This is a genomic window from Psychrobacter okhotskensis (assembly GCF_013248965.1).
In the GTDB taxonomy this organism is placed as follows: Bacteria; Pseudomonadota; Gammaproteobacteria; order Pseudomonadales; family Moraxellaceae; genus Psychrobacter; species Psychrobacter okhotskensis.
This window is the reverse complement of record NZ_JABRVQ010000016.1, coordinates 49,436-70,614: the sequence shown is the minus strand read 5'-3', so window position 1 is coordinate 70,614 and position 21,179 is coordinate 49,436. Positions and strand designations below refer to the sequence as shown.

The 21,179-nt window shown below is 43.1% G+C and carries 22 protein-coding genes; 14 read left to right on the top strand and 8 right to left on the bottom strand.

Going from position 1 to position 21,179, the window contains the following annotated elements; translation table 11 throughout:
• Window positions 1–197 precede the first annotated feature (197 nt).
• The 3 genes from HQR03_RS09140 (at window position 198) to HQR03_RS09130 (ending at window position 2,580) form a co-directional block, all read left to right on the top strand.
• On the top strand, window positions 198–1,574 hold the full coding sequence (locus HQR03_RS09140; RefSeq protein WP_173239956.1) for a Na+/H+ antiporter family protein: 1,377 nt from the start codon (window positions 198–200) through the stop codon (window positions 1,572–1,574).
• Between the two features lie 101 nt (window positions 1,575–1,675).
• Complete coding sequence (locus HQR03_RS09135) at window positions 1,676–2,104, top strand: hypothetical protein (protein WP_173239955.1); 429 nt, start codon at window positions 1,676–1,678, stop codon at window positions 2,102–2,104.
• Between the two features lie 41 nt (window positions 2,105–2,145).
• Window positions 2,146–2,580 carry a hypothetical protein gene (locus tag HQR03_RS09130; protein ID WP_173239954.1) on the top strand — a complete coding sequence of 145 codons (435 nt, stop codon included), beginning with the start codon at window positions 2,146–2,148 and terminating at the stop codon, window positions 2,578–2,580.
• Between the two features lie 109 nt (window positions 2,581–2,689).
• On the opposite strand, the gene HQR03_RS09125 is transcribed toward HQR03_RS09130, so the two are convergent.
• Window positions 2,690–2,947, bottom strand: a complete 258-nt coding sequence (locus HQR03_RS09125; RefSeq protein ID WP_173239953.1) for a hypothetical protein — start codon at window positions 2,945–2,947, stop codon at window positions 2,690–2,692.
• A complete protein-coding gene (locus HQR03_RS09120) occupies window positions 2,947–3,582 on the bottom strand; it encodes a 5-formyltetrahydrofolate cyclo-ligase (RefSeq protein WP_173239952.1) in 636 nt (211 codons plus the stop codon). Before HQR03_RS09120 ends, HQR03_RS09125 begins: the two co-directional genes overlap by 1 nt.
• Window positions 3,583–3,777: 195 nt before the next feature.
• Here HQR03_RS09120 and fumC point away from each other — a divergent pair, with 195 nt between their 5' ends.
• From fumC to HQR03_RS09100, 4 genes are all read left to right on the top strand, one after another.
• Complete coding sequence (gene fumC, locus HQR03_RS09115) at window positions 3,778–5,181, top strand: class II fumarate hydratase (protein WP_173239951.1); 1,404 nt, start codon at window positions 3,778–3,780, stop codon at window positions 5,179–5,181.
• Between the two features lie 423 nt (window positions 5,182–5,604).
• Window positions 5,605–6,036, top strand: a complete 432-nt coding sequence (locus HQR03_RS09110) for an ACP-like domain-containing protein (protein WP_173239950.1) — start codon at window positions 5,605–5,607, stop codon at window positions 6,034–6,036.
• A 276-nt stretch (window positions 6,037–6,312) separates the two neighbouring features.
• Window positions 6,313–6,591 (top strand): type II toxin-antitoxin system RelE/ParE family toxin, encoded by a 279-nt coding sequence (locus tag HQR03_RS09105; RefSeq protein ID WP_025651331.1) that lies wholly within the window; start codon window positions 6,313–6,315, stop codon window positions 6,589–6,591.
• 57 nt (window positions 6,592–6,648) lie between these two features.
• On the top strand, window positions 6,649–6,948 hold the full coding sequence (locus HQR03_RS09100; protein WP_025651332.1) for a HigA family addiction module antitoxin: 300 nt from the start codon (window positions 6,649–6,651) through the stop codon (window positions 6,946–6,948).
• Window positions 6,949–6,953: 5 nt separating this feature from the next.
• Here the strand turns inward: HQR03_RS09100 and HQR03_RS09095 are convergent, their stop codons facing one another.
• From HQR03_RS09095 to HQR03_RS09075, 5 genes are all read right to left on the bottom strand, one after another.
• A complete protein-coding gene (locus tag HQR03_RS09095) occupies window positions 6,954–7,838 on the bottom strand; it encodes a DMT family transporter (protein WP_198551998.1) in 885 nt (294 codons plus the stop codon).
• Window positions 7,839–8,133: 295 nt separating this feature from the next.
• Window positions 8,134–8,946 carry a MipA/OmpV family protein gene (locus tag HQR03_RS09090; RefSeq protein ID WP_025651334.1) on the bottom strand — a complete coding sequence of 271 codons (813 nt, stop codon included), beginning with the start codon at window positions 8,944–8,946 and terminating at the stop codon, window positions 8,134–8,136.
• Between the two features lie 115 nt (window positions 8,947–9,061).
• Window positions 9,062–10,024 (bottom strand): rhomboid family intramembrane serine protease, encoded by a 963-nt coding sequence (locus HQR03_RS09085; protein WP_173239949.1) that lies wholly within the window; start codon window positions 10,022–10,024, stop codon window positions 9,062–9,064.
• Between the two features lie 124 nt (window positions 10,025–10,148).
• On the bottom strand, window positions 10,149–11,378 hold the full coding sequence (locus HQR03_RS09080) for an alpha-hydroxy acid oxidase (protein WP_173239948.1): 1,230 nt from the start codon (window positions 11,376–11,378) through the stop codon (window positions 10,149–10,151).
• 12 nt (window positions 11,379–11,390) lie between these two features.
• Window positions 11,391–11,663, bottom strand: coding sequence for a glutaredoxin family protein (locus HQR03_RS09075; RefSeq protein WP_227523252.1), 273 nt, complete (start codon window positions 11,661–11,663; stop codon window positions 11,391–11,393).
• A 244-nt stretch (window positions 11,664–11,907) separates the two neighbouring features.
• On the opposite strand from HQR03_RS09075, the gene mtgA reads away from it, so the two are divergent.
• From mtgA to HQR03_RS09045, 6 genes are all read left to right on the top strand, one after another.
• Window positions 11,908–12,594 carry a monofunctional biosynthetic peptidoglycan transglycosylase gene (gene mtgA, locus HQR03_RS09070; protein ID WP_173239947.1) on the top strand — a complete coding sequence of 229 codons (687 nt, stop codon included), beginning with the start codon at window positions 11,908–11,910 and terminating at the stop codon, window positions 12,592–12,594.
• Between the two features lie 574 nt (window positions 12,595–13,168).
• Complete coding sequence (gene ppk1, locus HQR03_RS09065; protein ID WP_025651339.1) at window positions 13,169–15,343, top strand: polyphosphate kinase 1; 2,175 nt, start codon at window positions 13,169–13,171, stop codon at window positions 15,341–15,343.
• Between the two features lie 400 nt (window positions 15,344–15,743).
• Complete coding sequence (locus HQR03_RS09060) at window positions 15,744–15,914, top strand: hypothetical protein (RefSeq protein WP_173239946.1); 171 nt, start codon at window positions 15,744–15,746, stop codon at window positions 15,912–15,914.
• 103 nt (window positions 15,915–16,017) lie between these two features.
• Entirely contained in the window at window positions 16,018–16,269 is a 252-nt protein-coding gene (locus HQR03_RS09055) for a hypothetical protein (protein WP_173239945.1), read from the top strand.
• 101 nt (window positions 16,270–16,370) lie between these two features.
• The gene (locus HQR03_RS09050) at window positions 16,371–16,727 is read left to right on the top strand and encodes a hypothetical protein (protein WP_173239944.1); all 357 of its coding nucleotides are present in this window, start codon (window positions 16,371–16,373) and stop codon (window positions 16,725–16,727) included.
• Between the two features lie 111 nt (window positions 16,728–16,838).
• Window positions 16,839–17,045, top strand: a complete 207-nt coding sequence (locus tag HQR03_RS09045) for a hypothetical protein (protein WP_160022521.1) — start codon at window positions 16,839–16,841, stop codon at window positions 17,043–17,045.
• 126 nt (window positions 17,046–17,171) lie between these two features.
• On the opposite strand, the gene HQR03_RS09040 is transcribed toward HQR03_RS09045, so the two are convergent.
• Complete coding sequence (locus tag HQR03_RS09040) at window positions 17,172–17,939, bottom strand: MiaE family protein (protein ID WP_173239943.1); 768 nt, start codon at window positions 17,937–17,939, stop codon at window positions 17,172–17,174.
• A gap of 590 nt (window positions 17,940–18,529) precedes the next feature.
• Here HQR03_RS09040 and HQR03_RS09035 point away from each other — a divergent pair.
• Window positions 18,530–20,728, top strand: a complete 2,199-nt coding sequence (locus HQR03_RS09035) for a malate synthase G (RefSeq protein ID WP_173239942.1) — start codon at window positions 18,530–18,532, stop codon at window positions 20,726–20,728.
• The last annotated feature ends 451 nt before the right edge of the window (window positions 20,729–21,179 follow it).

Sequence of the window (21,179 nt, the reverse complement as noted above, 5' to 3'; positions counted from 1 at the left end):
AGTACTTATCGTTAGTAGGCAGCCAATATCTATTGGGTTCTATGCGTAGGTTTTATGGGCAAAATGAGGTAAACTGACGCGCGTCCGAAACCTCGCTTTTTAGAGTAAAGCATTTTAGGCGTTAGAGCGATATTGATAGGTCTTAAAATACTAATAAGTCCTAACCAGACCAGATTATAAAGAGCAAGGGGCAACATATGACCATCAACGCAGTATTATTGGCAGTCGTCATCATGTTAGGGCTGTCACTAGCGCGCGTGCACGTGGTGCTCAGTTTATTGATCGGTGCGCTGGCGGGCGGGCTGCTAGCGGGTCTCGGTATCACTGATACGCTAGAGGCCTTTCAAGAAGGCATCCGCAATGGCGCGCAAATCGCTCTATCTTACGCGCTACTGGGCGCTTTTGCGGTAGCGATAGCTCATTCTGGTTTGCCGCAATCATTGGCAGGGGCGGTCATCAGGCGCATTGATGCCGGTGGCACCAGTGGCATGATTAAGTATATGCTGTTTGCAGGCTTAATCACCATGAGCTGCTTTAGCCAAAATTTAATCCCCATTCATATTGCCTTTATTCCGCTGCTTGTGCCGCCGTTATTACTCGCCTTTAATCGTATGCAAATTGATAGACGCTTGATTGCTTGTCTATTGACCTTTGGTTTGGTTACTACCTATATGTTTATCCCGTATGGCTTCGGTGATATTTATCTCAATCAAATTATGTTAAAAAACGTCGGTGAAGCGGGCATTGATATCGCCAATATCTCTGTGGTTAAGGCCATGGCGATTCCGGCACTCGGTATGTTGTTTGGTTTGCTGACGGCGGTATTTATCAGTTACCGTAAACCGCGACAATATCAGCAAGTGGCAATAGATAAAGAAGCTCGCGATGCCGCTCTTCAGAGTCAAAGGTTAGAAGGTGATGAGCTAAGCAAAACCACCGCTGGTGCGCAGTTTCAAAGCAAGATGAAAACGCTGGTTGCTCTAGCCGCTATTGTCACTGCCTTTGTCGTACAGCTCTACACAGACTCGTTATTACTTGGCTCAATGTTTGGCTTTGGGGTCTTTATGGCGACCGGCGTGGTCAAGTGGCGTGAAGCTGATACGGTCTTTAATGATGGTATCAAATTGATGGCGATGATTGGCTTTATTATGATTACCGCGCAGGGCTTTGCCGAAGTCATGAAAGCGACAGGTGAAATTGCACCGCTTATCGATGGCGCGACCCACTTGTTTGCGGGTAATAAAGCCATCGCTGCGTTGGTCATGCTCGGAATTGGTCTAGTAGTTACGATGGGTATCGGTTCGTCATTCTCGACCATTCCGATTATTGCTGCGATTTATGTGCCGCTCTGTATTTCTCTAGGATTTTCACCACTCGCGACGGTGGCGATTATTGGTACGGCGGGCGCGCTTGGTGATGCAGGGTCGCCAGCGTCAGATTCGACATTGGGGCCAACCTCTGGTCTAAACATTGATGGACAGCATGACCATATAAAAGATAGTGTGATACCGACTTTCTTACACTACAACATTCCGCTACTCGCATTTGGTTGGATTGCCGCGATGGTGTTGTAGGCTGATTTAGCTAAAATGTGATTTTATAAAAAGCCATCGTATAGATGGCTTTTTTGTTTTAAGGTGGGAATAGAAAATATCGCATAAAAAAGGATGGAGTGATGAAGGTTAAAGAACACATGAGTGCAACTCAGCTTAAAAAAATATTGAACGAAAGAAAGCATCTAAATGAGGAAGAAGCAAAATATTTATCCATCACTCTCGAAAGAAACTTAGAAAATATTACGCCACCTAAGACTTATGAAAAATCGCACTACACATATCATAGCGATGACGCCGTCTTTTATTCGATTGCTTATGGTCGTCCTGACCCCTATTTTCGTTTTATATTTTTAAATGACAGATTTATCGTAGGTGTGGGAGTCGATCGCCCTAATATTGAGTTAGATTTTAGAAATAATCTTAATAAACCAACAGAGCAAGATCAGAGGGAAGTCATTAATCAGTTGTTCGACATCGTCGAAAATGCAGACATTTTTTTACTTGAATGTATGAATAGAGACAACACAACTATTGAATTTGTAAAATAGAAAGAAAAGGATGATTTACAGTTAAATAAAGGAATAAAATAATGCAGGTCAAAGAACACATGAGCGCAAAGCAGCTTAAAAAAATATTAAACGAAAGAAAATATTTAAATCCAAAGAAATTGAAGACACTTCTAAGGATTCTTGAAGAGAAAGCACAAGATATTACTCCACCTGAAATATTTGAAGAGGCCTACTATATCTTTAATACAGAAGAGGCTATTTTCTATGGAATACAAGGGCCGATATCTTCCTTAAGTTACGTATTTTTGAATAAAAATTTTGTTGTAAATGTAGACATAAGAGGTAATCGTTCCTACTCCGTAACATTAAGTTTTCATGACAACATTAATAAACCAACCGATGAAGATAAAAAGGAAGTCATTAACCAGTTGTTTGACATTGTCGAAAATGCAGAAGTTTTTTTGCTTGAAGACATGACTAGAGACAACACAACTATTGAATTTGTAGGGGTATAACATGAATATTGACAATGTAGGTATCTCAGTCTGAGTGTAATTAAAATCTAGCGAACCAAAAACAAATTGATGATAGTTATTGGTGCGCTGAACACGCACCTTACTCAAATCAGACACCATCTTCATCAAAGTCTTTTATCTCACCATTCAAACCATTCAAAAAATCATCGCTTTGCGCGAGCAGTTTATTTAGACGCTCTTCATTGACTAGCCTTGTCATCTCCTCAGAGCTAAAAGGCTGTTCTTGACTGTAGTAACGTATCTCTCTAGAGTCCTCATTGCCTAATGTCTGCAAATACTCATCCACACTGTCTGCACTGGAATCAGCAGCGCTAGAGTCTTTTTCAAACTGTTTATCGTCTTTCATCAAAACCACCTTATGCCGCTTGGCGTGATTAAGCCATCTAATGGCACATCCCACGATTGCCGTTGTAATTGTTCAACCACTTGAAAGTCATAACACCAGCCAATTTTTAATGGATTTTTTGCCCCTGAGCGATGGCTGTTACCAAGCGTCGTATCATAGAACCCACCACCCATGCCCATACGATTACCGCTTTTATCAACCGCTACTAATGGACAGACAATCACGTCTAGTTCTGATGCCCATAATAGAGCGCGACTGTGGTTTTGTTTCATGCCTAATTGATGAATGCGAGTGGGGACATTCACCAGTTTTGAGTGATAGACAGGCACAAAACGCAATCGTTTATCATTATTGCCATAGCTAGTACGACCAAGTGAACCGACAACAGGTAAATAAGGTAAATAGCCTAAGTGTTGACACCAGTCCAATAGTGGCTGAGTGGGCAGCTCGCCAAAGCCATCATAATATAAGCCAATCTTTGCATGCGGCGGTAAGCGCTGCTGTAGTTTGGTTAAATGCAAACTCGCGGCTTGAGCCAAATTTCTACGTGCGCTGTCACTCAACTGGCGCCGCTGGCGAGTAAACAGTCGCCTAGGTGGATTATTAACTTTAGATTTTTCTGACTCAGGATGCATAGATATACTATCCAATAATGTATTAAATTGATGATGGCTGGTGCTTTTAGACGCTAGCAACGGCTATTTGTGAATATTCAACGCGCCCTAGTCATGCTATCATAACGCCACTTTACATCGTATTTTCCTTTATGTGCAGCGTGTGTTGCACTTTTTTCGAAGCAGCTATACAACAAACCATCAAAGAGGGTAGTTATGTCGACACAGAATCAGGCAACTCGTACCGAAAAAGATACCATGGGCAACGTGGAAGTCCCAGCTGACGCGTATTGGGGCGCGCAAACTCAGCGTAGCCGTGAGAACTTTAAAATCGGTGGCGAGACCTTGCCACCTCCAATGATTGAAGCAATGGCGCTAGTCAAAAAAGCCGCTGCGATTACCAATGCGAGCCTTGATCGTATCGAAGGCGACAAACGCGATTTAATCGTGCAAGCTGCTGACGAAGTCATCAACGGCGGTCTAACCGATCAATTCCCATTGGTGGTTTGGCAGACAGGTTCTGGCACCCAGTCAAACATGAACATGAACGAAGTGCTTGCCAACCGTGCTAACGAACTCGCTGGTAATGCGCGTGGCAGCTACACGCCAATTCACCCGAACGACCATGTCAACCATGCACAGTCTACCAACGACAGCTTCCCAACCGCGATTCGTGTTGCCGCTGCTCGTCAGATTAATAGCCTATTGATTCCAGCGGTAAAAGCACTACGTGATACGCTAGCTGCCAAAGCTAAAGAATTCGATAGCATCGTAAAAATCGGTCGTACGCATTTACAAGACGCGACCCCTTTGACATTAGGCCAAGAATTCAGCGGCTATGTCAGCCAATTGGATCATTCTTTGACGCGTATCGATAACGCGCTACAAGGCCTATATGAATTGCCATTAGGCGGTACAGCGGTCGGTACTGGTCTAAACGCTCATCCTGATTATGCGGTAAAAGCGGCTGAGCAATTAGCGACATTGTCTGGTCTACCGTTTGTGACCTCACCAAATAAATTTGAAGCACTAGCGGCTCGTGATGCGGAAGTCTTTGCTTCAGGCGCATTAAAAACCTTAGCAGCCAGCTTAAATAAAATCGCTAATGACGTTCGCTGGTTAGCATCAGGTCCTCGTTGTGGTTTGGGCGAGTTGACGATTCCTGAAAATGAGCCAGGCTCATCTATCATGCCGGGTAAAGTAAACCCAACTCAGTCAGAAGCGATGACCATGGTTGTGGCTCAAGTGATGGGTAACGATGTCACTATCAGCATGGCTGGCGCGTCAGGTAACTTTGAGCTGAATGTATTTAAGCCAGTAATTGCCTTTAACTTGTTGCAATCTATCCAGCTATTGGGTGATGCTTGCAACAGCTTTAACGAAAACTGTGCGGTTGGTATTGAGCCAGTCAAAGACAAAATCGATGACTTCTTGCACAACTCATTAATGTTAGTCACGGCATTGAATCGTCATGTTGGTTATGAAAACGCGGCGAAAATCGCTAAGACTGCTTATAAAGAAAACAAAACGTTGAAGCAAGTGGCGGTTGAGTTAGAACTATTAACTGAAGCGCAGTTTGATGAATGGGTAACACCTGCTGATATGGTGCATCCTTCTTAATATCAATCCAAAAACCTGATTAGCATTGTCAGATAAGCTGATTCTACAATTAGTAGCACTTGCGCTTGTCTTCCTCGCTACCCAGATTTTTAAATTCGATATTCTGATTGATAAAAAGACCTTGCCATCTCTTGTAAAAGGGTGTGTAAGGTCTTTTTTTGTCTATCAATTGAATCACCTACATCGCGCGCAACAATGTCTTACGCTCAAACAACAAGCATAATAATAGTTATAACAGCACCAACAAAAATTTTGCTTATAATGAGTACATAGATAAGGGCTCGTGAATCAAAGTTTTAAAAAAATTTTAAATCACGACAAAGACAATAAGAGCAAACGACTAGACTAACTAAAAATAGTTCGCCGCTAACGTCCATATTACTCTTATCTATGACCATTCTATTTATATCATTGAGGTAATTTATGAAAAAGTTAACTGCCGCTCTATCATCAGCTGGCATTATAATGGCGATGTTGGGTTCAGGTTCTGCCATAGCTTACTCGGACCAAGTAATGGAAGCGAGCGAAAGCTATGATACTGCCGTTAAAATTAGAGAAGTTAATTACTCTTGCCAAAATAACAAAAAAGTCAGCGTAACTTATGGCTTTAACAAGCAAAACCTACCGACGTTTGCAGAAGCCAATCTGAATGGCAAAAAAAGATTTCTACCCATTAACTTAGGTCGTTCTGACACGGTTGATACCGTGTTTGGTGATGAAGAAAACTTTAGTATTATGACGGGCGCACTGCGTTTAAATAACTATCATAAATCATCGGCCAATATCCAAAACGCCAGTAGTGAAATCCTTTATAAAGGCTGTAATGTTGCCTCTATCAAAAAGCTTAAAGGCTAGTTTTTAGCAGGCTGACAGAATTAGATAAAAAAAGACCTTGTCACGTAATGTGGTAGGGTCTTTTTTTGTGGTATTTAGGTTTGGTTTTGGAGCCAGTACCGCTTTTCGCTACAATTAGGGCTAAATCTCGCGTCAATGAAAAACACATAATTGGTGCGAAAGGCGATACTCTGTGTGTTTACATATCATTATTGATGTTTATCGATTATCGATATACTATAAGTAGTAGCACTACAACTTATTTTAAAAGCATAAATAAAGGGTATTGAGACTTGTATGATTGTTAATTTCAAATGTAGTGATACTCAAACTCTTTTTTCTGCTGGAAAAACAAAGCGCTGGTCAGCCATTAAAAATGTTGCAGAACGTAAATTACTACTACTAGATAATGCAACTATGCTAGAAGACTTGAAAGCTCCACCTGGCAACCGATTAGAAGCTTTACGTGGTGATAGAGAAGGTCAGCACAGTATTCGCATCAATGTGCAATGGCGACTTTGTTTCACTTGGACAGATCAAGGCGCTATAGATGTAGAAATTGTGGACTATCATTAATTTTATAAGAGATGTTATCAAAGATATAGAATATAGAATATAGAAGAGAGAAACACTATGACTAAAAACGGTATGCGTCCCATTCACCCGGGCGAAGTATTACGAGAGGATTTTCTTGAGCCACTGGGTATGAGTGCCAATGCATTGGCGCTGAAGCTTGGTGTCACACCTGCACGTATTAATGAAATCATACGTGAGAGGCGTGGCATTACAGCAGACACTGCCCTGCGTTTAGCCAAGTATTTTGGTGGTAGCGCTCAGTTTTGGTTAAATCTGCAGTCTACTTATGAGCTGCGTTTGGTTGAGACTGATGATTTACATTTTTTAGATGATATTGAACCTATTGAATATGCTTAACTGCGCTATCGAGCAATACTACCTTTATCTTTTTTCCTAGAATATATATTTAACGAGTTACCCGTTACTATCAGCAGCATACCAATGATTAAAGCTGCACTAAAGCTTTCAGAATACAAAAGCACACCGATGATTGAGATGAGCGGTAATCTGAACATATCCATAGTGACCACGAATGTGACCTCTGCATGTTGCATGGCTTTGGTCATACAATAATGCGCCGATAGTGCCGTTATGCCTATGATGACGAGCCATAGCCACTGAATACCTAGTGGCGTTGTCCACCCTTCTATAAATAAGAGTAACCCCAGAGGTGCTTGTATCAAACACATCATAAAAATAATGGTGATTGGGCTTTCAGTATTAGAGAGTGATTTTGTGGCCACATGGGAAAAGGCATAACAAATAGCAGCGCCCAACACGATAAGTGACGCATAATGAGCGACATCTAAGCTGGGTTGTACGATGACGATTACCCCAAGAATTCCTAAAAATACGGCAATAACCTTTTTTACAGTTATAGATTCTTTTAGGAAGAGATACGAGATGATTATTGTCCAAAAAGGGACAGTAAATTCGATAGCGAAAACGGTCGCCAAGGGCAGGAGTCCTATGCCCAAGAACCAGCCATATTGCCCCGCGAAATGAAATAGATTTCTGACTACGTGTAATTTAATACGCTTGGGGAATGAAAAACGACCTTTTTTCGATGAAGCGTTTGATGCAAAGCTTGATAACGATAGTATGGGCAATAATACCAATAGTCCGACGATACTTCGAAAGAATAAGATCTGAAAAACACCAATCTCACCGTTTAGCTCACGAGCACCAATGGCCATTAAACAAAATGAAGTGAGTGCTCCAATCATCCAAAGGGTAGCGTGGAACATAATGGTGCAATCCTGTATATAAAATCAAATCTGGAATTTATCTTATAGTTAATTTACTCTAAGAATGTTATGGCGAGGTTGATAGAAACTTTCGCAGCCTCTGTCTGCGTAGGCACAGCAAGCAAGAAAATTTCTATCAACCTCGCATCCAGATAAAGTAAATGACACTTTTATTTTGTACGAACTATATAGGCTAGTGTCTCATATCAACGAATTAACGCAATAAAAAAGCCAAGCAAAATGCTCAGCTTTTTTATCAAACTTCTTAAACTTATTAAACCTTAAATTTCAAATCTTAAAACTTATAAAGTAGACCAAGCGTTGTCGTGGCTTCAGTACGCGAGTCAACCATAGGGCTATCATGTTGCTCATTTGGTAGATAGCTCAAGCTTTGGTTGGCAAATCCTGCCCAGCGCTCATTGAAATCATAGTTGGCACTGACATTGATGTACGGGTTCAAGCTCGAATTAGATTTATAAGCTGCAACGCCCGTTTCAGCAGATTCTTTTTCGCTCACGCCATAGTAGTATTCGTTATAATCTGCATTATGAAATTCAAAGCCAATGCTTGGATAGACCGTCAGCTTGTCTTTGGTGATTCGGGCCAGATAAGTCAAGCGCCCCGTATTGCCGCCACTACGATCCAAAATATCGGTCGCTACTTGCGCACGAAAGCCGCCGACAGGAGTATTGCGCTGATAAGTCAGACCAGCAGCAGCTGAGGATTTACGCTCGTCCAGACCAGCAAGCGCGCCTCTGGCATCATCAGGATCGAACTCATTACCATCGAATTGCGCATAAGCAGACAGCTGATTGGTACCATCATTAATGATATAAGCGCCCGCTTGCGCCCCGCGTGCATAGAATTTATTGTTGTCATAAAACACACCCGGCAATACGCGTATATCGGTGCTGTCTTCCAAGTCATAGGCTGAGTTGACTGCCATGACGTTAACGCCAACGCTGAGCTCAGCATCTGGATCAGCCGGCAAGTTTTTATTAAAAAAAGCGGCATTGGATATGCTAGCGACACTGAATAGTGCAGTGGCGGTCAAAGTGCTAAGCAAGACGCGCGTAGAGGTAGCGGATAGCGCTGAAAGTGTAAACATAATTAAGTCTCGTCAGTAGGTAAAAATAGCTGGGTAACCATAGAAGAATAAGGAAAGCTAAAATCAGCTGTTTGTTTCTGTGTGCCAATTAATGATAAAGGATAAGGGTCAGCGTTTATTCAACAGCGTTTAGCACTTGTAGTATTTGATGATGAATATCCTGCCACCACCAAACAAAGCCAATGCTGATGAGCAACATTACCAGCCATGGTAGCAGCTGCCACATAAGGGCAGGTTTGGCCGCTGTCTTTTGCTCGATGATGTCGGCACGATTATCGTTCATATTTATAGGTAAGTTTACACGAGTGTCATCAAAATGAGCATTATTATCCAAATTAATATTGCTCATCGTTGGCTGCTCGATATAGCTGGTTTGCTCATTGTTTTGGATTGTGCTTTGGATATTATCTTGATAACGGCTCTGTTCGAAAGCGCCCGTCTGTATGACGGCTGCCGTACGTTGGCGATGAACGATACCGATGGCGAGTGCAATGACCAATCCTGTTACCGCGCCACCGATATGTCCTGCGTTGTCGATGCCCGGCACCGCAAAGCCGTACACTAAATTGATGCCCATGATCAATATTAGGCTTTTTAAATTGAGCACTAAGCCATTGACCGATATTTTAAACAGGGCAGCTATCAAAAGGGCGGCACCGATACCCATGATACCACCAGAGGCACCGGCCGACAGCCCCGGTTGCCCAGTGCCATCCAAGATACTCTGCCACGTCACATAACTATTCAGTAAGTTACCACCGATGGCCGCGAGTAAAAACAATGCCAAAAATTTAGCGGAGCCAAACATCGGCTCGGCGATTTGCCCAAAGAAATACATGGCAAAACCATTAAACAATAAATGCATCAAGCCAATATGCAAAAACGCGCTGCTGACCAAGCGCCATGGATCATCGCCCATGGTAAAAGGCAGCGCATTGGCACCCCATTTTAGCAGCGCTTCAGTCGAGGGGTTATTGGCATCGACGCCTGTCAGCACCTGCATAATAAAAAGTCCGATAAAGCTGACTAATAGCAGGGTGGTCACGGGTGCCGTTTTTAAAAGCTGTTGGATGGTCATAAAAGCCGAGTATCAATTAAAAAGATTAAGGCGATTATAAAGGGTAAGGCCACTATAAAGAAAGCCACTCCTAAAAAGCCACTCCTAAAAAGCCACTCCTAAAAAGCCATCGGCAAAAAAGCAATCAGCGTCTAGGGGTGGCATTATAAGTGATATAAGGCGGTGCCGATTTTAGCTGCTCATACGTTCCTTTGACCAATATATTATCTGTGACTTGATTGATATCGGTATGACCACAAAACGCCATGCTAATATCGCACTCGTTATAGATAAGCTCAAGCGCGCGGCGTACCCCATCCTCACCATAAGCACCAAGCCCATACAAGAATGCTCGTCCAATCATGGTGCCTTTCGCGCCAAGCGCGATTGCTTTGAGCACGTCTTGACCGGAGCGAATACCGCTGTCGAGCCACACCTCGATATCACTGTTTTCGGCATGGACCGCCTGCACAATGTCAGAAAGCGCAGAGATAGAAGACAGCGCTCCATCCAATTGACGGCCGCCATGGTTGGAGACCACTAGCGCGTCCGCACCGCTACGCGCGGCTAAAATAGCATCTTCCGGCTCCATAATGCCTTTGATAATGAGCTTGCCGCCCCATGCGTCTTTGATACGTGCCACATCATCCCAACTTAGGCGAGGGTCAAACTGTTCTGCAGTCCACGCTGACAGCGATGAGATATCTTCAACATTTTTGGCATGACCGACGATATTGCCAAAGGTACGGCGCTTGGTGCCGAGCATGTTAAGACACCATTCTGGCTTAGTCATTAAGTTTAAAATGTTAGCCAATGTGGGTTTTGGCGGTGCGGATAGACCGTTTTTGATGTCTTTATGACGTTGTCCCAGCACCTGTAAGTCGGCGGTCAAAATCAACGCAGAACAGTTTGCTGCTTTGGCACGGCGAATCAAATTGGCCATAAAGTCCTGATCACGCATGACATAAAGCTGAAACCAAAATGGCGCACTGGTGTTTTTAGCGACGTCTTCGATAGAGCAGATACTCATGGTCGAAAGCGAGAAGGGCACACCGAACTTTTCAGCTGCCCGCGCGGCATGAATTTCACCATCTGCCCACATCATGCCAGTGAATCCCGTTGGCGCAATGGCGACAGGCATCTTGGCTGATTCGCCAATCATCGTTGTCGCTAGACTGCGGTTGTCCATATCGACCAAGACGCGCTGGCGCAATTTGATACGATCGAAGTCAGTCTCGTTGCTGCGATAAGTGGTCTCAGTCCATGAGCCTGAATCGACATAATCATAAAACATGCGCGGTACTTTGCGCGCGGCGACTCGGCGCAGATCTTCAATTTCGGTAACTTTTTTTAAAGTTGAGCTCAAGTTTTTCATTATCTCTCTCGCTTATCTATTCCATAACTGCTGTAAATCCATGACTGAAAATGGATAATTTAGACGCTGCGTCTTTGTCAGGAGCACCGGAATGCTGGTAGCAAATTCCATCATCAATGACTCATCGAAGTCAGCGATATCGACATATTGGTAGGTAAGTGGCTGTACCGCCCGAAACTGTGCTAATAGTTGCTCAGCGACATCACATAGATGACAGCCAGAAGTACCAAGCAACCACCATTCATCGAGGTTTTTAGAGTCATTAAGCTCAGGGCACGCTGCCATAACGCGGTTCCGTAATAGGGTTATATTATTATCATTATGCATGTTTCTACTCTTATGTTAAGCCTTGTCGCAAAATACTTGTGTGCTGTTTTTAAGCCGACATACCAATGTGGCTTAGCCGTTATGACATGATAAAGAAATGGGGTAAATAATGACAGCGATTGTGAGATTAGGTAAGATGAGCTGCAGTTTATGATTCTCAATTTTATCTTATTATCTTTTTATCCACTCAGGTAGCGCACGCATGGCAAGTTTTGGCAAATTTATGAAACGAGTGTTATTGGCATTCATGTTATTGGTCGTGGCATTTCATGTGCTGGTGGCAGGACTGCTATTAATTTGGAAAACGCAGCCAATTAACAACAGCATGTTTATGCTTACCCATCGCTTGAGCGGCGGTACGGTCACTCAGACATGGGCTGAGTACGATGCCATCGCCAAATCAGCCAAGCAAGCGGCAATAGTGAGCGAAGACTCGACGTTTAGCCAACACAATGGCTTTGACATGAAGGGCATCGAGCTGGCGATGAAAAAAAATGAGGAGTCTGGCACCACCTCGGCTGGCGGCTCGACCATTACTCAGCAGCTGGCCAAAAATCTATTTTTGACGTCGCATCGCTCGTATATTCGTAAAGGCGAGGAAGCGGTAATCACCGTGATGATCGAAACCTTTTGGGACAAGCAGCGTATCTTGACCGCCTATCTAAATGTCGCCGAGTTTGGCAATGGCATCTATGGTATCGATGCGGCGGCGCACCATTATTTTGATAAATCTGCTGCCAATCTCAATCGTGATGAATCCGCGCTACTCATTAGTATGCTGACCAATCCTAAATACTATGAAGACAATCGCAGTGATAGACGCCTACGTAATAAACAGCGTATTATTAAAAAACGTATGAAGAATGCGGTCTTGCCACAATCGGCTTAATGAGTATTTACTAACAGTAGTTTTTTGAATGATAAATAGCAGGGTAAGTAGTACGATAAACTCATGACATGATTGATAGTCATATGGTTGCAATAATAGAACGTCACTATATTATGAACGCCACTATATATAGGGTCTGTTGAACATTCAAATATTAGGACTGCTGATTGCTAAAATCGTCCCAAACTAGGCGTAAACCGACGATAATGTCGAGACCTTAGCTAGGTTTACAACAACGTTTGAGGTGATTTTAGTATCAGCCTTTCAGGGCAGGACTGTTTTTTGCCAATACATGGCGAAATTGTCTAACCTAGAACGACTAGGCGTCAAACATTTCACTGCGTATTGTCTAAAAAATAGCCACTGCCAGTGCCACATTTGAATGTTCAACAGACCCTAGGTATCAAAATAAATTTGTTTAAAATAAGTGATTAAATAAAGTTACGGATACAGTGAAGTTAGCCATAAAAAAAGATAGGTAATGGCAGTAAAAATAAATTACATCAGTGATGATATATCGATAATGACAGGGGATGGCAGTATGGTGGATATTAATAATCAGAATAAAAGTGTCATGACTAACGATAATGCCACTGTTAACGAGCTGAATATACAGCAACTGAGCCAGCAGCTGACCGATATTGCATGGCAGCGCTCTGAAGATGGTAGCTATTCACCCAGCAGTTATATCAATCGTGACCTGTCCTTATTACAGTTTCATTTGCGGGTCTTAGCACAAGCCGCCAGTTCTCGTCATCCGTTACTTGAGCGCCTATTTTTCTTGATTATTTTTTCATCAAATATAGACGAGTTCTTTGAGATTCGTGTCGCTGGCATTATGCAAAAGTTAAACCTCGGTGATGTGGTCAGTAGTCCGCATGGCATGCGCCCAAGCGAAGTGTTGGCAGAGTTATCCGCCGTCACCCATGAGGCGATTGATAAGCAATATCGTATTTTGAACGAAGACATCTTGCCAGCGCTTGCCAAGGAAGACATTCGTTATCTAAAACGTGACGAGCTGAATGCTGAGCAATCGGCATGGATGAAACGCTATTTTACTGAGCAAGTCTCACCAGTGCTGACCCCTATAAGTATCGATCCGGCGCATCCGTTTCCAAGATTGGTTAATAAGAGCCTCAATTTTATCGCCACTTTAGAAGGCAAAGATGCCTTTGGTCGCGATATTAATCTGGCGATTGTCCCAGCGCCGCGCAGTCTGCCGCGCGTGATTCGTCTGCCAGACGAGCTGACCGGTGGCAAAGAGCATCATGTCATGCTATCGGCTGTCATTCATGAGCATATCGGCGAGCTGTTCCCCGGCATGAATGTCACCGGTTGCCATCAGTTCCGACTCACGCGCAACGCAGACTTGGACTTGGCCGATGATGTCGATGATATTGCCAAGGCGCTAGAAGGCGAGCTTGAAAATCGCCGCTTTGGTGACAAAGTGCGGCTCGAGGTGACGACTGATTGCCCAACACCGATTAGTGATTACCTGCTTAATGAGTTTGAGCTACATGACAATCAGCTGTACCGCGTCAATGGCCCTGTGAACCTGACGCGCTTGCTGTTCGACTTTAACATACCTAAGCTGCGTTATCAGCCTTTTACCCATATCGTGCCCAAGCCCTTTCGCCGTGAGCTGGACAAGCTTGATAAGAGTACCAGTATATTTTCTGCCATGCGCAAAGGTGATGTCTTGGTACATCATCCTTTTCATGCGTTTTCACCGATTATCAATCTGCTTTGGGAAGCGGCGAGCGATCCCAAAGTATTGGCGATTAAGCAGACATTGTACCGCTCAGGCACCAATTCAGAGATCGTCAAGGCACTGGCTGCTGCGGCTCGTAATGGCAAAGAAGTCACGGCTGTCATCGAACTACGCGCCCGTTTTGATGAAGCGTCCAATATCGCCGTCGCCAATTTTTTACAAGAGGCTGGGGCAGTAGTGGTCTATGGGATTGTCGGCTACAAGACCCATGCCAAGCTTATGCTTATCGTGCGCCGCGAAGACGATCGCATTCGCCGTTATGTGCATTTAGGCACAGGGAACTATCATGCGGCCAATGCCAAAGTCTATACCGACTACGGCTTGTTCAGCGCTGACCCTGACATCTCAGAAGACGTGCACAAAATTTTCCAAGAACTGACGGGTATGGGCAAGCCTGCCAATCTAAAAAAACTGTTGCACGCGCCATTTACCTTGCACGAAAAGTTAATGAGCTTTATCGATGATGAAATTGCCCATGCCAAGGCTGGCAAGCGCGCGCATATTATTATCAAAGTTAATGCGTTGACGGAACGTCGCCTGATCGATAAGCTATACGATGCCTCGCAGGCAGGTGTCAAAATAGAATTAATTTTGCGCTCCATGTGTTGTCTGCGCCCCCAAGTCAAAGGCTTGTCTGAAAACATCACTGTACGCTCGGTTATTGGGCGCTTTTTAGAGCACACACGCATTTATTACTTTTATAATGATGGTGATGAGCGCTTGTATTGCGGCAGTGCTGACTGGATGGATCGTAACCTCTTCCATCGCGTCGAAGTCGCCTTTCCGATCGAAGATAAAAAACTGTTTAAACAGATATATCAAGATGGGCTACTTAACTATCTGCAAGACAATGTCCAAGCTTGGGCGCTTAATGGCGATGGTATTTGGCAGCAAATCCAACCAGCTGCTGACGAAGCGCCGCATATTGCTCAAGACCATTTATTACGGGTAATCAATCACGTTGGCGAGCCAGTATAGGCAAGACCTTTAATCATAAACGGCTTGGATGCTGTAGTTCGTGGTTGGTTATTCAATGTAACCATATTGATGGCCTTTCAGCGATGGGGTTTGCTTTACGACAATCTTAACTATCCACTGAACCAAGCGTTGGTAATCACCGATGCTTGGTTTTTTTGTGGCGAAAATAAGTTACAAACTGTCTGGTAACCTCACATTTATTCACATATTGATACGGCAGTACACTGGTGTGCTATTGCTTGACTTAATTATAATTGATGTCAGTCCTATGCTATGGCAAAAATAAGTTCAATTGAAAATTAAACCAGTCGATTTACTCTTCTAGGATAGTATCCAAGTTTATAAATCTGTGTCATAGAGGACTATTGGTTCACTAAACAATAATAATAGGAATTGCACCATGAGTAATACTAACAACGATACTTCAGACATCAAAAAAGCAGCAGAGCAGGCCGATAATCAACAAATCGAGAAAAATCTAAACGATGGCAAAAATGTTGATACTCCCGAAAAACTGAGTGAAGAAGAGCAAACCTCTTTTATTGATGAAGAGTTACGGACAGATAAGTAAGGAGCCGTTTGAGCGATATTGATAGCAAAGATATCAATAGCAACAACAATATCAACGATCAGGTCAAATGAACAATTAACATCATAAACGCGAGGGACACGCTATGCCAGATAATACCAAGCCAAATCATGAAGAAGCGGTAGCTGTTCGTGATCCAGCAGCCTTACACCCAGACAATGCGCCAGACAGCTACGAAGGTCGTAAAAACGAACCTAATATCGATGGACCACAGCAGGATTCACAGGAAACAGACGAGATCTATTCCGACCCACGTAAGGAAGAAAACTTACCAGCAGGTGGCAAAAACGTGGCGGATCTCAATGCTCATGATTTGAGTAAAAATAATAATATTTAATAATTGTGTACCTACTTATGTAGTCTGGGTATATCATCAAAAATGAAGTGCTGCCAATAGACACTGGTTAGCCGATTAAAACGACAAATAAGGACATAACCATGGAACCTCAAGACCCTGCGTTAAGCAGAACTCCTATTGACGATATTAATCCTCAAGAAGTGAGTAAAAAGTCATTCAATCAGCAAACTGATATTGAAAACCATACCAATCATAATAAAGGTACTGACACTTTCGAAGAAGGCGTGGTAGATTCAGAGCACGTGAATGACAATGACAATCCTGCACGTCAGCCTGATCGCCGTGATCAACAGGGCAGCAGTCCGTTTGATGACAATATTAACGAAGATACCGTGGGCAGTGAAGCGCCAAAAAGTGAAGGTATTACGGACATGAATCGATATGCCAACGTTGATAACGCTCAAACTCGTGTCTTAAATCCGGATGAAAAAGACTGATTCCTTAGCAAGATATTTCTGAATATTGCTAATCTGAGCATTATTAATATGAGTATCGTCAAGTTATCGAATGCTCGATGTGGAAGACAGTTATTATAATAAGGATCGGTTATGAATAAGTCTAATGATACAGTTAACCATGATAACCATCAGCTCAAAGATGCAGATGATAATAATGGTATCGTCCCTGATGATGCATTACAAAAGGCAAATCCAGCCGCTGCAGAGCAAGAGACTGATGATCATGATCCGCATAATGTCGCAAAAAATACCAAGCAGTATGACAGTCCACTTATGGAAGATAAGAAACAGTCATAACTGAGCATCATATTCTGTACAGACAAATAAAAAAGCTAACGCTAGGCATGGTTTAAGACGCTAGTGTTGGCTTTTTTATGGATACGATATGAGTATCTTTGCATAGCGCTTATTTGACAGAAGCTATCAGCTGAAGCGCTCAGCAGGTGTACCACTGTGAAAGCGTAATTCAGTGTCAGGACTGGATATCAACTCTGCTTCTACTTCTTTAAAGAATGCGACACGCTCATCGATATTGTCGTCAGATAGCGATTGTGCCAGTGCCAAATAATCCTCAAAATGGCGACTCTCTGATTTTAATAGATAACGGTAGTACTTGGCTAAGCGTTCATCATCGATGACTTCAGCAAGCGCGGCAAAGCGCTCACAAGAGCGCGCTTCGATAAACGCCCCGATGATTAATACATCAACCATTGCTGCTGGCTCATGCGTACGTTTATGCTTGAGCAACCCTTTGGCATAACGCCCCGCACTCAGATATCCCCACTCTTGCTCGCGCTCATTCATAATGCCTAGGACTTGCTCATAGTGCAGCATCTCCTCACGTATTAACTGCGCCAATTTTCGCTGTAAGTCGTAAGAAAACTCATAGCGGAATAGTAGATTCATCGCTGTACCGGCCGCTTTCTTTTCGCAATTGGCATGATCTTGGATGATTAAAGGCACATCAGCGCTGGCAGCCTCCACCCAAGCCTGTGTGGTTCGCGCTCCCAAAAAATCATAGACAACAGATAAGTCGACCTTAATAGGGGTGCGCAGTTGTGCGATATCGATACTGTCTGGTTCCATACTTTCCTCTGTTAGACCGTCTTTTTCTATCTTGTATTCTTCTGTATGGCTGTCGCTCACAGCCTTGTCATTACTGTTATTGATTTTCATATTTTCATTATTCATAGTCTTTGCCATAGTCGAAGGTTCAACATCTCTTAATCAAATATTAAAAGTTAAATAGATAACCGTTAAGCATAAATGAATGCTGTAATGATTACTTACAGTTTATACTGCACGTATAATGGTCTAACTCTAAAGTATTGATTAAAGCCTCTAGAGTAGGTGGCTTATAGAGTATCATTATTATACAGCCTAAGTATTTACTTGGTGAATGACGTTTCCTTGTTTATTTTATTATTTGATAGTAGGATGAGATTTTGCTTTTCAGGCATTTTGTCTTACTATTGATCATTACTTAGTAGCGGGCGATAGGCATTATATCAAGTGCCAATCCTGTATTAAAACCTAAGAATTATAGACAGCTCTGCTTACAGACAATCCCAAAATCACAGACGCTGCATCAGACAAATTCAGTCTTAAACAGTTATTACATTAATAGATGCTCAATCACCACCAACAGTTCGCATTGTCATGTTTGCTATTTATTCACCGCAAAGCAAACTAGGGATAAATGCTCCAAGAGCACATATTTTCACACCGTTATTGTAGCAACTTAGCATTAACACACCTCACGAACAGATAAGGATAACAATATGAGCCAGTCTTCTAACGCCAATCGTATTCAAAAAGGCATTCTTGCCATCGACCAGCAATTGTATGACTTTATTGAAAACGAAGTGCTGCCGAAAGTCGGTGTTGATTCAGACAGCTATTGGTCAGGTTTTGAAAAGGTCATCAAAGAGTTTACCCCGCGTAACAAAGCGCTGCTAGAAACTCGTGACAAGATTCAAGCGCAGATTGACCAATGGCATCTGGACAACCCTGCCAAAGATGGCGAAATTGATTACCCCGCGTATAAAACATTCTTGCAAGAAATTGGCTATCTGTTACCAGAAGGTGATGATTTCAAAGTCAGTACTCAAAACGTCGATGACGAGATTGCCCATATTGCAGGTCCACAGCTGGTCGTACCAGTCCGTAATGCTCGCTACGCATTGAACGCCACCAACGCGCGTTGGGGCAGTTTATATGATGCATTATATGGTACTGACGTCATCAGTGACGAAAATGGCCAACAAGCAACAGGTGGTTATAACCCAACGCGCGGTGCTGCTGTTGTTGCTTATGCCAAAGCATTTCTAGACGAACATTTTGCCTTAGCATCAGGGTCATATAACGATGTGACCGGCTTTAAAGTGGTCGATGGCAAACTTGAAATTGTTCAAGGTGATAATAGCACTGAGCTAAAAGACGCCGCGAAATTTGTTGGTTTCGTTGGTGAAGCAGAGCAGCCTACTGGTATTTTGCTCAAGAATAACGGCCTGCATGCTGAGATTCAAATCGATGGCAATCATCCAGTGGGCAAAGATGATCCAGCAAGTATTAAAGATGTACTATTAGAATCAGCGATTACGGCAATTCAAGATTGCGAAGATTCAATCGCTGCTGTCGATGCAGAAGAAAAAGTAGAAGTGTATCGTAACTGGCTTGGTCTAATGAATGGTGACTTGCAAGAAACCTTCGAAAAAGGCGGCAAAACCCGTACCCGTAAACAAAACCCAGACCGTGAATACACTACTCCTGATGGCGGTAAGCTGGTATTACCAGGCCGTTCACTTTTGTTGATTCGTAACGTCGGTCACTTGATGCAAAACCCTGCCATCCTAGTTGATTTGGGTAATGGTCAGGAAGAAATCTTTGAAGGGTTGATGGATGGTTTGATTACGCCGCTATTGTCGCTCAATGATCTAAAAGGCAAAACCGAGCTGTCAAACTCACGCAAAGGCTCTATGTATATCGTTAAGCCAAAAATGCACGGCCCTGACGAAGTCAAAATGGCCAATGACTTATTTAACGCCTCAGAAGATCTATTGGGTCTAGAGCGTAATACGCTAAAGATCGGCATCATGGACGAAGAGCGCCGCATGACGGTCAACCTAAAAGAAGCCATTCGCCAAGCACAAGAGCGCGTTATCTTCATTAATACTGGTTTCTTAGACCGTACTGGTGATGAGATGCATACCAGTATGAATGCAGGTGCATTCGTACCAAAAGGCGAGATGAAGTCGCAAGCATGGCAGCCAGCCTACGAGCAGTGGAACGTAGACATCGGTCTAGAGACTGGTCTGCAAGGTCACGCGCAGATTGGTAAAGGCATGTGGGCGAAGCCTGATGAGATGAAAGAGATGATGGATACCAAGGCGGCACATCCAAAAGCGGGTGCCAATACCGCATGGGTACCCTCACCGACAGGCGCAACCTTGCACAGCATGCACTATCATCAAGTGAGCGTTGCTGATGTCCAAGACAGCCTAAAGTCACGTGAGCGTGCCAGTCTCGATGATATCTTGACAATTCCACTTGCCAAAGACACCAACTGGACAGAAGAAGAGAAGCAGCAAGAGCTAGAAAACAACGCTCAAGGCATCTTAGGATATGTCGTACGCTGGGTAAACCAAGGCGTTGGTTGCTCTAAAGTGCCAGATATCAATGATGTCGGCCTGATGGAAGACCGCGCAACTTTGCGTATCTCAAGTCAGCATATGACCAACTGGCTACATCACAATGTGGTCAGCGAGCAAGAAGTGATGGATGCTATGAAGCGTATGGCAAAAGTCGTTGACGAGCAAAACGCTGGCGATAACGGTTATCAGCCAATGGCCAACAACTTTGATCAGTCTTACGCATTTAAAGCCGCCTGTGACCTCGTATTTAAAGGACGCGAGCAACCAAGTGGTTATACCGAGCCATTATTACATCAAGCACGCCTTGATCTAAAAGCAAACTTCTAAGTCTATATTTGTATGCTGATTGTTAGACAAATCTAGCAAGGCTAGTACGTTAGCTTTAGCGCTATTTATTTAATGATAAGTAGCGCTTTATTTTTGTCAGATAGCCGCTGCTTATGAATGCTAGTTTTAGAGTTTTATTAATGATAATTGCATAGTTTTATTATTGATATTTACTAACGAACGCTTTATTTTTTTAAAGAAATACAGCGTTTTTTTTGGTTACCTATTAACTCAGGTTAAGTCTTATATTAGCTGTAATCTCCAAAAATTATCTTCACTAAAATATAAAAATATGTTGCAAATTATGTCAAAGTTGTTATGCTTGTATTCGAAGTATGAGTTTGGTAACGGATGTTACGCAATAAGGCGTTAAAGACTTAGGTTTACATAGTGGTTACGTAGTTATTCCCAATTATGTAAGTAAACGTTTTTTTCATCTTACGGTAATAAA